Source organism: Mesobacillus harenae (genome assembly GCF_013343715.1).
GTDB lineage: Bacteria > Bacillota > Bacilli > Bacillales > Cytobacillaceae > Mesobacillus_A > Mesobacillus_A harenae.
In genome coordinates, this window is sequence record NZ_JABUNR010000005.1 from 58,453 (window position 1) to 71,059 (window position 12,607).

11 protein-coding genes and 1 riboswitch are annotated in these 12,607 nt (G+C 40.5%); of the genes, 4 read left to right on the forward strand and 7 right to left on the reverse strand.

Annotated elements, in window-relative coordinates; genetic code table 11:
- Positions 1 to 272: 272 nt before the first annotated feature.
- Genes queE through queC form a run of 3 tightly spaced genes read right to left on the reverse strand, consistent with a single transcriptional unit; the run spans position 273 to position 2,123 of the window.
- A complete protein-coding gene (queE, locus tag HRJ06_RS07680; RefSeq protein WP_174731378.1) occupies positions 273 to 992 on the reverse strand; it encodes a 7-carboxy-7-deazaguanine synthase QueE in 720 nt (239 codons plus the stop codon).
- The gene (queD, locus tag HRJ06_RS07685; RefSeq protein ID WP_174731381.1) at positions 985 to 1,467 is read right to left on the reverse strand and encodes a 6-carboxytetrahydropterin synthase QueD; all 483 of its coding nucleotides are present in this window, start codon (positions 1,465 to 1,467) and stop codon (positions 985 to 987) included. The genes queE and queD overlap by 8 nt, the downstream gene beginning before the upstream one ends.
- A complete protein-coding gene (queC, locus tag HRJ06_RS07690; RefSeq protein WP_174731384.1) occupies positions 1,467 to 2,123 on the reverse strand; it encodes a 7-cyano-7-deazaguanine synthase QueC in 657 nt (218 codons plus the stop codon). Before queC ends, queD begins: the two co-directional genes overlap by 1 nt.
- 63 nt (positions 2,124 to 2,186) lie before the next feature.
- A riboswitch (PreQ1 riboswitch) is annotated at positions 2,187 to 2,232 on the reverse strand.
- A 189-nt stretch (positions 2,233 to 2,421) separates the two neighbouring features.
- On the opposite strand from queC, the gene HRJ06_RS07695 reads away from it, so the two are divergent.
- Together HRJ06_RS07695 and HRJ06_RS07700 are read left to right on the forward strand one after the other, a co-directional pair.
- Positions 2,422 to 3,729, forward strand: coding sequence for an alkaline phosphatase family protein (locus HRJ06_RS07695; protein ID WP_174731387.1), 1,308 nt, complete (start codon positions 2,422 to 2,424; stop codon positions 3,727 to 3,729).
- Positions 3,730 to 3,766: 37 nt separating this feature from the next.
- Positions 3,767 to 5,050, forward strand: coding sequence for an MFS transporter (locus HRJ06_RS07700; protein ID WP_174731390.1), 1,284 nt, complete (start codon positions 3,767 to 3,769; stop codon positions 5,048 to 5,050).
- 131 nt (positions 5,051 to 5,181) lie between these two features.
- Here HRJ06_RS07700 and HRJ06_RS07705 read toward each other — a convergent pair whose 3' ends face one another.
- Positions 5,182 to 5,553, reverse strand: a complete 372-nt coding sequence (locus tag HRJ06_RS07705; protein WP_174731393.1) for a hypothetical protein — start codon at positions 5,551 to 5,553, stop codon at positions 5,182 to 5,184.
- A 55-nt stretch (positions 5,554 to 5,608) separates the two neighbouring features.
- The gene (rpmG, locus tag HRJ06_RS07710; protein ID WP_174731396.1) at positions 5,609 to 5,758 is read right to left on the reverse strand and encodes a 50S ribosomal protein L33; all 150 of its coding nucleotides are present in this window, start codon (positions 5,756 to 5,758) and stop codon (positions 5,609 to 5,611) included.
- A 382-nt stretch (positions 5,759 to 6,140) separates the two neighbouring features.
- On the opposite strand from rpmG, the gene HRJ06_RS07715 reads away from it, so the two are divergent.
- Positions 6,141 to 7,325: a GTP-binding protein gene (locus HRJ06_RS07715; protein ID WP_174731399.1), complete on the forward strand. Its 1,185-nt coding sequence runs from the start codon at positions 6,141 to 6,143 to the stop codon at positions 7,323 to 7,325.
- A 25-nt stretch (positions 7,326 to 7,350) separates the two neighbouring features.
- Positions 7,351 to 8,412 carry a metal ABC transporter solute-binding protein, Zn/Mn family gene (locus HRJ06_RS07720; protein WP_174731402.1) on the forward strand — a complete coding sequence of 354 codons (1,062 nt, stop codon included), beginning with the start codon at positions 7,351 to 7,353 and terminating at the stop codon, positions 8,410 to 8,412.
- A gap of 513 nt (positions 8,413 to 8,925) precedes the next feature.
- Here the strand turns inward: HRJ06_RS07720 and ppc are convergent.
- Positions 8,926 to 11,688 carry a phosphoenolpyruvate carboxylase gene (gene ppc / locus HRJ06_RS07725; RefSeq protein ID WP_174731405.1) on the reverse strand — a complete coding sequence of 921 codons (2,763 nt, stop codon included), beginning with the start codon at positions 11,686 to 11,688 and terminating at the stop codon, positions 8,926 to 8,928.
- Positions 11,689 to 12,076: 388 nt separating this feature from the next.
- Positions 12,077 to 12,505: a hypothetical protein gene (locus HRJ06_RS07730; protein ID WP_174731408.1), complete on the reverse strand. Its 429-nt coding sequence runs from the start codon at positions 12,503 to 12,505 to the stop codon at positions 12,077 to 12,079.
- Positions 12,506 to 12,607: the final 102 nt, after the last annotated feature.

Below are 12,607 nucleotides of genomic sequence, written 5' to 3' on the forward strand. Positions count from 1 at the left end.
AATACACAATGGTTGTCAATCGTTTTTCTGTATAAATATGGAACGGAAGTTATCTGTCGCTTTTTTTACTAATCTGATATTAAAAACATGCAGAACGCTTCATAGATGAAAGAAGCCGCCCTGGGCTATCCGAGAGCGGCTTTTTATCGATATAATTTTTACTGGAATATCAAGGTTGTGAGAAGCTCTTCCAATCAGTTTAATACATTCTCGAGTTTTTAAATGCATTGTAACTGGATCTTTTGAACTTTTTTAGTTTCTATGATAATTAATCAGACACCGCGTTTATTTCCCCATATCAGTGCATGCAGCTGAGGCAGAATTCTTACATTATTGAGCTTAGCATCTTCCATAACTGCATTAACTAAAGCTTCATATTTCATAAGCAGCTTGGACGTTAACTCCTGATTATTCATATTAGAGATATCATCATTCCCAACCTGCAAAAACAATGGAACCTGAGGATATCGCAAATGAACAGTCTTTGCATAAGTCAAATCGTTTTCATCAAAAATGACTACCTTTAAACTCGTATGAGAATGGTGTCTTAGTTGGTCAAGAATCAAGTCTAAGACACCAAAATCGGTGACCATATTGGAGCTCGGCGGCTTCGGCGAAATCGTTAAATCATTGATTTCAAGCATCCAGTCCTGCCATTTGCTGCCCTGTGTTTCGAGTGCGGTTTGGATATTATTCTCTTTTAACAGCAATACGAGTTCTCCAAGATTTTTTAAAAGGGCCGGATTTCCGCCTGAGATCGTCACATGGGAGAATGACTGGCCTCCTACATTTCGAAGCTCACTAAGAATTTCCTCTGCTGTCATAAGGTCGATGTCATCTTTTCCAGAACCGTCCCAGGTAAAAGCTGAATCACACCAGGAGCAAGAATAATCACAGCCAGCTGTTCTGACAAACATTGTTTTCTGGCCGATGACCATACCTTCTCCTTGTATGGTCGGACCGAAAATTTCCATTACAGGCAATTTACTCAACTTCCATCCACTCCCGTCGCGCTTCTGCAAAGCTAGTTGGAGTTTCATATAAACGGACAAACTCTACCCTGGCTCCATCATACGAACTCTTGCGGCTGTTTGTTTTCAGAGCCTGATCCATTTGTTCGTATATCCAAACGACCATATTTTCCGCAGTCGTATTCATGGCTGGCAATGTTTCATTTAAGTAACGGTGATCCAAGTGAATTTCAATTTCCGACTTCCATATCTCTTTTATTTCTCCAAAATCGATTAGTAGCCCTGTCTTTCCAACGAAACCGCTAATTCCAAAGATCACCTGATATGTATGCCCATGTAGGTTTTTACATTTGCCCTCATAGCAATGAAGATGATGAGCCGCGTCAAAAGTGAATTCCTTGCTGACCATCACTCGTTTATGATGGTATTTTAGCTCATCTCTCTTAATATCCTGGTCTATTTTTTGAAGGTTTTCGACGATCCGGAAGCCGTACATTACCGTTCCCCCTTTTCTGCCAGGTAGGTTTCCAATCCTTTTTTACGTAAGACACACGCTGGACATTCCCCGCATCCGTCGGAAGGGATTCCATTATAGCAAGTCAAGGTCTTGTTCCGAACAAAATCAAGGGCCTCGAGATTGTCTGCAAGCTTCCAAGTTTGGGCTTTATCAAGCCACATTAAAGGTGTGTGGATCACAAACTGTTCGTCCATTGATAGGTTTACGGTGACATTCAATGATTTGATAAAAACATCCCGGCAATCAGGATAGCCGCTGAAATCTGTTTCACACACTCCCGTAATGATGTGCCTTGCTCCGACTTGCTTTGCCAATATTGCAGCAAAAGACAAAAATACAAGATTTCTTCCTGGAACAAACGTGGAAGGCAATTCCCCTTCTTTATGGGTAATTTCAATATCATCCCGTGTTAATGCATTGGGTGCAAGCTGATTCAATAAGCCCATATCTAAAACGGTGTGTTTCACACCAAGTTCATTAGCGATATTTTCTGCAACTTCAATTTCCAACTGATGACGCTGATTATAATTAAATGTGACCGCCTCTACCTCTTTAAATTCTTGAAGCGCCCAAAACAAGCAGGTTGTACTGTCCTGGCCTCCACTAAAAACAACAAGTGCTTTTTCATTTTTCAAACCTTCCATCTCCTTAAGAAGGAAAAACAGCAAAAATCCATGCCCTAAGGACATGGATTCATGGTCTCCTTAGTTTTTTATAGAGGGTGCAGCTAAGAACCTCTTCTATTCACTTTGATAGAATACCATAAAATCATTTTAATAGTAACTAAAATAGATCGTTTTTTAGAGAGTTATTATATTCACTTTATTCGTGGTGTTAGTGATTTATCACACCTATTTTCTGTACTTTAATTCCAAATCTTCTGTTATATTAGACCTATAGAATAAATTTCCAAATTTATTATTGGAGGCCTTTATGAAACGCCTTACAAAGCATTTAATTGTGGTTTCATTTGACTGCCTTTCCTCATTAGATTTCCCACTCCTTAAAGAGCTGCCCCATTTCAATGCTCTGTTGGAAAGAGGATCCTATTGCACTCATGTTGAAACCATTTACCCTTCAGTCACTTATCCATGTCATGCTACGATTGTTACGGGAAAATTCCCTAAACGCCACGGGGTGATTAACAACACATTTGTACAGCCTGGCAAAACATCGCCTGACTGGTACTGGGAACGCAAGCATGTAAAGAGCACCACTTTATATGACGAAGCAAAACGAGCAGGACTCTCAACTGCTGCCTTGCTGTGGCCGGTGACAGCAAAAGCAGACATCGATTACAATATGCCGGAGATTTTCGCCAATCGGCCTTGGCATAATCAAATAGCCGTTTCTCTAATGAATGGAACTCCTCTTTATCAGCTTGATATGAATCGAAAATTTGGCCATATCCGCAACGGGTTAAGCCAGCCTGAACTGGATGATTTCGTCTTGAAATCAACTGTACAAACGATTAAAGATAAAAAACCAAACCTTATGCTTATCCACTTTGTAGATCTTGATTCGCAGCGCCATTATCATGGTTTTTCATCAGAAGAAGCTATGGCTGCTCTCCGCCGTCATGATAAGCGGCTGGGCGATATTACCAATGCACTAGAGGAAGCTGGCATTTACGAGGATTCTACGCTTATTGCATTAGGTGATCACAGTTCGCTGGATGAATCAAAGGCTGTCAAACTTAATGTATTGCTGAAAGAACGCGGACTGATTTCTATAAATAAGAACGGCAAAGTAAAGGACTGGAAAGCTTATTGCAAAAGCTGTGATGGCTCTGCCTATATATATGTAAAAGACAATAAAGACACCACGACCAAACGAACTGTTAATCAACTGCTCGATCGGCTGCTGCTTGATGCTGAAAATGGAATTGAACAAGTGCTGACGGGTGAGGAGGCTGGTGCTAGGGGAGCCGATCCCAGTTGTTCATTTATGATCGAAGCACTGCGAGGATTTTATTTTACAGAAGGACTTAATGGTGCTTACATCGATACCGTCACAGCAGAAGATGTAAAAGCAAAACGATACACGTTTGCATCGCACGGCTATTCTCCTGAAAAAGAAAATTACCATACGATGATTATCGCAGCCGGAAAAGGGATTCGGGAAAACAACGTTATACCCTTCATGCACCTTGTCGATGAAGGGCCTACATTTGCCCGCCTGCTTGGGGTCGACCTTGGAGATACAGATGGGAAAACTATCGAAGAATTTTTCTTAGATTAATAGATACACATAATCTAGTTTCTAGGGAGGCAATTTTATGAAAATGCGTTTTTCTAAAGAAGAGAACAGCTGGATGATGTATGACTGGGGGAACTCTGCTTATTCCATCATTATTTCAACTGCTGTTTTTCCATTGTTTTATAAAGCTTCTGCAACAGAAGCAGGAGTCAGTGCTTCCAATTCAACAGCCTACTTAGGCTATACGATCGCAATCGCAACATTTATATTAGCAATGCTGGCCCCTATCTTAGGAACGGTTGCTGATTATCAGGGATTTAAAAAGAAATTCTTCACCTTTTTTGTTGGTTTAGGAGTACTGTTCACCGCCCTGCTTGCGTTTATTCCAAGTGAACAATGGGCTTTACTGCTTGTTTGCTACACCATCGCAGTAATTGGTTCGTCCGGTTCGAACGTTTTTTACGATGCCTTTTTAGTTGACGTTACAGAAGAGGAGCGTATGGACCGCGTTTCGGCCCGTGGCTATGGATTGGGCTATATTGGTAGTACAATTCCATTTATCATCTCAATAGCGATCATCATGCTAGCGCAAAGTGGCACGATCCCTGTATCGACCACGATGGCAAGCCAAATTGCATTTATTATTACTGCTTTGTGGTGGGGATTTTTCTCAATTCCTTTGTTTAGAAATGTTCAACAGCGCCATTATATCGATCGTGAACCTAGGATTGTTTCTAACAGTTTCAGGCGCTTAGGTAAAACCATTAAAGAAATCCGTAAACACCGGGCACTGTTTATGTTCTTGCTCGCCTATTTCTTTTACATTGATGGCGTTGGAACGATTATTACCATGTCAACAGCATATGGATCAGATCTAGGAATCACCTCTACAAATCTGTTAATTATTTTATTTGTCACCCAGGTTGTCGCTGCTCCATTTGCACTTTTGTATGGAAGATTAGCGGAAAGGTTTACCGGGAAGAAAATGCTTTACGTTGGTATTATTGTCTATATTATCGTTTGTATCTACGCCTATTTCATGAAGACGACATTTGATTTTTGGATTCTTGCGATGCTGGTTGCGTCCTCTCAAGGCGGGATTCAAGCGTTAAGCCGTTCCTATTTTGCAAAGCTCGTGCCGAAACAAAATTCCAATGAATTTTTCGGTTTCTATAATATCTTTGGAAAGTTCGCCTCAATTATGGGCCCGCTGCTTGTAGCTGCTACTGCCCAGATAACCGGCAATTCAAGCACTGGTGTGTTCAGTTTAATTGTCCTGTTTATTATTGGCTTAGCCATCCTAGCCCGTGTCCCAGAACCCACAGTCGATGTGATTGCGGGCGAGCAGACTAAATCTTTATAGCGATGTGGCCTGGCAGATTATTGCCAGGCTTATTAATTGATGCAGCTAGACTTTACCTAACTCTTTTAACTGCTTTAACGAATAGATTAACTTCATTTATCAAACAACACGAATACCTTAAAGAATTTCCCTCAAAAAATAGAACTAACAATTCTATGAGAGGCTGTTTTAGCTCCGGATATATTACGGGCTGTTGGTCCAATTTCCAGTTCAGAAAGAGCACCCATTACGTATAAACCTTTTGTCCATTCAAGATTTGAAGAAATAACAGGAAAACCGCACTCTACGCAAGGAAGCTCCTCTTCCTCTATCAATGGGTGAATCCAGTGTAAATCCTTCATAAGGCATGCAGATTCGTTTCGTATTTTTTTCCAATTTGATAGAGGCTCATCATATGGATCGATGACAGCCATTTGTTCAGGTTTTACCCTGCCACACTTCAATAAGGAGATAGCCAGAGTACACCCCTGAATACCTCCTCCAATTATTGTCCATCGATACATGAAAATCACCTACTAGAGAGAAATAAGCACTCTTTCATACATGAATGCTTGTTTCTTATTTTGTCTCCCGATGAAGCGTCCGCCTTTTTAACCGGGGACAATACTTTTTAAGCTCGATTCTGTCCGGGTTTGTACGTTTGTTTTTCGTTGTGATGTAATTACGGTCTCCTGTCTCAGTACAGGCTAAGGTAATAGTAACACGCATAGGAAAGCCTCCTTTTTTCAAATAGTAATCATTACGATTTGTATTATATTTATTTCTTCTATTTTTGTAAAGACTTTTATGTGTAAATTATTTCACCTATTCTATGTTCATCCTCCCCCCAACTTTCCTACTCTAATTTCTAGCCAAAAAGATAAATCGTAATCATTACGAAAATAATTTACTTCTTTCGAGATTTCAATTATAATTCAAAACGTAATCATTACGATTTAATTAATTGCCGGTAATGTGATACTGAACAAAATGAATTTACACAAAAATCGCGAAAGTCCCTGTCTTTTAATTGAGTTTTATTCTCCAAAGTTTCAATCCTTATTCATAATTCGGCTGAAAAAAGGTCAATCATACTAGGAGGAATGTTTGAATGAAAAAAGTACCTGTTACAGTATTAAGCGGATATTTAGGAGCTGGGAAAACCACTTTATTAAATCATATTCTATCTAACAGAGATAACCTTAAGGTTGCTGTCATTGTAAATGATATGAGTGAGGTTAACATCGATGCCTGGCTTATAAAAGATGGAGGTTTTTCAAGGACGGAAGAAAAATTGGTTGAGATGCAAAACGGCTGTATCTGCTGTACCTTGCGTGATGATTTAATGAAGGAAGTCGAGCGCTTAGTAGACGAAGGGAATATTGATTATATCGTCATTGAATCCTCGGGGATTAGTGAGCCCATTCCTGTCGCCCAAACTTTCACATATATTGATGAGGAACTTGGCATTGATTTGACTAATAAATGTGTCTTAGACACAATGGTAACTGTTGTGGACGGAAGCAGCTTCTGGAAAGATTATGTATCTGGGGAAACATTGCTTGAACGGCAGCAAGGTACAGATGAAACCGATACTCGTGATATATCTGATTTACTTCTTGACCAGATAGAATTTGCTAATGTCATTATTTTAAACAAAACAGATTTGCTAGAAAAAGAGGCTACAGACCAGCTTCTCTCTCTATTACGAAAGCTAAACAGCGAAGCCAGAATTATTCCTGCGGTCAAATCTGAAGTGAACCTTGAACTTCTATTAAATACAGGCAGTTTCGATTTTGAAAAGGCAAGCGAGGGAGCAGGCTGGATAAAAGAATTAAATGAAGAACATACACCTGAGACAGAGGAATTTGGCATTTCTTCCTTTGTTTATAAAAGAAAGGTTCCTTTTCATCCGGAACGGCTAATGAGTTGGATGGAAGACTGGCCTGTCGATATTGTCAGAGCTAAAGGCTTCTTCTGGCTGGCGTCCAGAAATAACCTCACAGGACTACTCTCGCAGGCTGGTCCAAACATTACCATTCAGAGTGCCGGCGAATGGATAGCAGCACTGCCTGAAAAAGAACAACAAGAAGTACTCCCTGATTATCCTGAACTACTTGAAAAATGGGATCCTATATATGGAGACAGGGTGACAGAGCTCGTGCTAATTGGTATAGATATGAATCGGAACGAAATTGAGGAAACCCTCGACGGCTGTCTTTTAATAGAGGCTGAATTACGTTCTGACTGGTCATTATTAGTTGATCCCCTCCCCTCTTTTGCAAAAATAGAATAATAAAATTTTGATTGGAGGCATTCTATTGAAACAAGCATCACTATTAACAGCCTTAATACTCATCCTAAGCTTGTTTCTTGCTGGATGTAATGGATTAGATAAAAATGCGGGTAGGCATGAAGATGACAGCACCAAGTTAACGGTGTACACAACTATTTTCCCTCTTGAGGATTTCGCGAAAAAAATTGGCGGAGATTTTGTTAAGGTTGAATCCATTTACCCGCCGAACGTTGACGCACATTCATTTGAACCATCCACAAAGGATATGGTCAAACTGGCAAATGCTGATCTGTTCATTTATACTGGCGCTGGTATCGAAGGCTTTGCAGATAAGGCAGTCAAGTCTTTAAAGAAGCAAGAGGTGAAAATTGTAAAGGCAGCAGAGGAAATAGAGCTTTTAAAGACTAAACTTAGTCATGAAGACGCGCACGGACATGAGGAGGAAAAAGCTCATTCTGAAGAAGAGAACGGACATGAGGAGGAGCAGGATCATGGGAAAGAAGAAGCTCGCTCTGAAGATGACCCGGAACATGAGGAAGTAGAAGCCCACGGACACGGCACTGGAGATAAGGACCCCCATATTTGGCTTGACCCAATCCTTGCAATCAAACTCGCAAATAACATTAAAAATTCTCTAATTGAACGGTTGCCTGAACAAGAAAGAGTGTTCGAAGAGAATTTTAACAACCTTAGAAATAGACTCGAGGAACTTGACGAGGAGTTTTCAGTGGCGATTGAAGCGTCATCCTCTAAATATCTGTTAGTTTCCCATGCCGCATATGGGTATTGGGAGGAGCGCTATGGTATCGTCCAAATCCCTATTGCTGGGTTATCTCCTAGCCACGAGCCAACCCAAAGAGGCTTGGCGAAAATCATTGAAGAATCGAAAGAACATAATATTGATTATGTAGTTTTTGAAAAGAATGTTTCTCCAAAAGTTTCTGAGATTATCCAAAAGGAGATAGGAGCAGAATCCTTAATGTTAAGTAATCTAGAATCTATTACTGATGAAGATATTAATAATAATGAGGACTATTTTAGCTTAATGAAGAAAAATCTCGACACATTAATCACCGCTTTACAATAACTATTCAGACAGAACGGTTAGACCAGGCAGTTACCCAGCTATATTAAAAGAAAGTACTCTGTTTAACTTGGCTGTTGATTTCCAGTCCAACCGATCGCTTTCCGAAGGCAACTCCGGGTGTCTCTTTGGCGCACAGTGGTGGATGCCACTAAAAAAGGCTCTACAAATTAAAAGGCTAAAACTTTTCCAAGAGTTAAAGTTTCAGCCTTTTTTCTGTGACTCACTTATACACGAGCGTTAATTTTCTCTCCAGGGTTTCATTTGCCGTGGGTCGTGGCGGCGGGCGGGCCTTCTCGGCAATATAGCGTTCTCCGGGCTCACCGTGGCCCGTTCTCCCGCAGGACATTTATTGGTATTCTCGAATAACCTATGGAGAAATGGTTTTTTTCCTTCAGTAGAATAGATAGACATTACCTGCTGACTAAAACACTCCACCCGCCGCCAGCAATAAAGATCTCCAAACAAATAGAGCTGGCTAAGTTAAACTTAGCCAACTCTACCTTCTTTATTATATCATCCTGTATTGCGCAATCCTGCAGCAATGCCGCTGATTGTTAATAACACTTGATTAAAGAGTTCTTCGTCAGGTTCTTCCTGTTGACGAAGTTCGTTAATGAGCTCCACCTGGATGAAGTTTAGTGGATCGACATACGGATTTCTGCGATAAACAGAGTCCTTAATGTTCGGAGCGTGATCCAGCAGCTCTTCGTCACCTGTAATGCTTAAAAGAATGTTTTTTGTTTTGTTATATTCTTCAACGATGTTCGTGAATATACGTTCACCGACTTTTGGGTCTTCGACTAATGACGTATATTCCTTCGCTGTGGTAATATCCGCCTTCATCAAAGCCATTTGCAGGTTATCAATAGTAGAGCGGAAGAAAGGCCATTCCTCATACATTTCTTGTAAAAGCTTAATATTTTCCGAACCTTTTGAAGCAAAGCTTTCAAGACCTGAACCTGCTGCATACCAGGCTGGCAGAAGCTGACGGCTCTGTGTCCAGGCAAATACCCATGGAATAGCACGCAAGTTTTCAAGTGAATTGCTGTTTTTCCTGCTCATTGGACGGGATCCAATGTTCAGGCTTGCAAGCTCTTTTAATGGCGTAGCCTGATTAAAATAGGTAATGAAATCTGGGTCTGAAAACACGAGTGATTGATATTTAGTTAGTGAAATGGATGACATTTCCTCGATTGCCTCTACCCATCGCTCATCACGGATATGGCCTTGCTCTGATTCTTTCGACACATGGGCAGCTGCTCTTAACAAGGTAGAAGTTGCCTGTTCAAGACTTCTGTAGGCAATATCCTCTAGCAAGTAGCGGGAGGATAGAACTTCGCCCTGCTCCGTAATTTTCACTCCGTCTCCAAGCGTTTCGACCGGCTGTGACAGAAGGCTCCTGTTTAGCGGGCCGCCTCCCCTGCCGAGCGAACCGCCGCGGCCATGGAAAAACTTAAGAGCAATATCATAGTTTTTGGCCATTTTATGAATCTCAACCTGAGCTTTGTACAGCTTCCAGTTCGCCGTTAATGTTCCGCCATCCTTGCTGCCGTCGGAATAGCCAAGCATGATTTCTTGCTGGTTGTTTAACTGCTGCAAATGTTCACGGTAAACTGGCATATTGAACAAAGTTTCCATGATTTCCGGCCCCGCTGTCAGGTCATCAATTGTTTCAAGCAGTGGTGCCACGTTTAGGTCGCTTTCAGCAGTCCCATCAGGGTGAAGACGGTAAATTCCTGCTTCCTTAGCTAGGAGAAGAACCTCTAGCAAATCACTTGCAGACTGGGTCATGCTGATAAGATAGACGGAAATAGATCTTTTGCCAAATTCATCATGGGCATTTTTTATCATTTGGAACACATTGAGTATTTCCTGTGTTTCTGCTGAATAATCGGAATGCATAAGTAACAGTGGTCTTGGATCCTGCAGCTGCTTATTTAAAAGAGACATTTTCTCTGTTTCAGTAAGCGAAGTATAATCTTCGGAAATACGGACCTTTTTGAAAATTTCCGCTATCGCAGTTTCATGCTCGCCGCTGTGGTTACGAATGTCTAGCGTTGCTAAATGGAACCCAAATAGCTGCACTTGGCGAATAAGTTTTTGAAGAGTTTTTAACTCATGGTGAGTGGGATGATGCTGATAAGTGCTCCGGTGAATTAATTGGATATCCTCCAGCATCTCCTCGGATGTTTTATATCCTGCTTCGGTTTTCCCAACCTGCTTGAGCCTCTCTAGGATAATCGCAAATTGGCGGCGGTAAACTTCAGCCTCAACAGGCCATTTTTGATCTTCTTTTAAGTACCTCGCTTCACCAGCTTCTACAGATTGGAGAAGTTCACCGCTTACATTTACTCTTGCAGTCGAATGGCTGAAGCGTTTCATCAGCTCGACCAGCACGGCTTTATACTTTTTCAGAACAAGCCTGCGCTGCTTTTGGAGAGTCTCCCAAGTAATATCTGAAGTTACATGAGGATTTCCATCTCGATCCCCGCCGATCCATGATCCAAACCGAAGGAAATTGGGGACTTCCCAGTCGCGTTCCGGGTAATGTTCTTCAAGGCAATCCTCAACTTCCTGATGGATATCAGGCAGCACATCAAATAAAGTCTGGTCAAAATAATATAAACCATTCCGGACTTCGTCAATAACAGTCGGCTTACGGTCACGCAGCTCGTCCGTCTGCCATAAAACAGTAACTTCATTAAAAAGGCTTTCCTGAAGCTTTTTGCGTTCTTTGTTAGCAAGCATTGGATTGTCGAGGCTTTTTAAAATATCGGCAATCCTCTTTTGAATTTCCAAAATGGACCGTTTGGTTGCTTCTGTAGGGTGAGCCGTCATGACTAGTTCAAGTGAGACGGTATTTATAACATTTTGGATTATTTCTGGAGTGATTTCATTTTCCTTTAGTGAAATAATTGCGCTCTCAATTGATCCAGGCTGAACCTTGCCATCTGCTTGGAGATGATATTCGCGGCGCCTGCGGATCCGGTGGTTTTGTTCGGCGGCATTAATTAAGTGGAAATAAACCGAAAAGGCTCGAATGACTTGTTTTCTCATTGGTGAATCAAGAGCTGCAATTTCACGCTTTAAAATATCGTACGTTTCATGTTCGTTTTCATTTCGAAGTGTTTTACACATTGTCCTGATTTTTTCGACTTTTTCAAGCAGTTCAATTCCGCCTTGGTGAACTAAAATCTCTCCTAATATGTTCCCTAGCATCTTTACATCTCGTCGTAATGGAAGTTTATTATCGTTGATCGTTAACTCTGTTGTCATTGTTTCACCTTCCCTAAATTACAGTTAGTAGAATTTTTTAAATATTAATATAACATATTTCTAAAAATTTTTATAGGAATTTATACCCCGTTCATCCGTTCGGTATTAATTCATTGTAACAATAAAGGCCGGACTTTTCTATTAATTCGGTATTTCTGACACTACACCGGACATACAAAAACGCTCTCTAAAAATATTGAAAAGCCCACCAGATATAGGTTTATAAAAATCCCAATATTTTTTTAATCTATGTGATTTTAACCAGCTGTTTTCTGTTTATTAATGATACATCTAGTTTGATATTGTTATAATTTGGCCGAAATTAAAGACAGTCTATTGAACTTTTTCTCCCATAAAGAAAAGCCTCCTCTGGAAAGGAAGGCTCATCTCACGTTATCTCAATTTCGATCCATCTAGTTACTTCTCTAAACACTTTTTTTTCTTTGTAAGAAGTTCTATATCCAAAAAAGTGACGGAGTCTAAGGTTTTCAAAGCCTTCAAGCTGATTCACTACTGTTTCAATTCTTCTTTTTTCGTCAGGAGTAGCTATTACGCTAGTCGTTTTTCTCGATAGAACAATGGTGATTTTTCCTTTAGCCAAATCAGATTGTGAAATCCCTCTTCTAGCCACTATGTTTAACTTTTTATTCACTTCCCACAGAAATAAACCATCAACTGTTTGAAATGTATGTATTACTTGTTTAAGAGATTCCTTTTTTAGTTCTATAAAATTAATTACTTGTTCGATTTTTCGTTCCTTCAAATCTTTGACCGAAGGGACTTGCTTTCGCCAGCCTTGGATTCTTTCTAACAGCATTTTGTAAGCCTCCAATTTCCCTGATGTTTCTGTTGCCTTTATACTATTCGAAGCTTTTCACTTTTTTGGGGGGATTGATAAAGAAAAATCCCTGTTAAACTT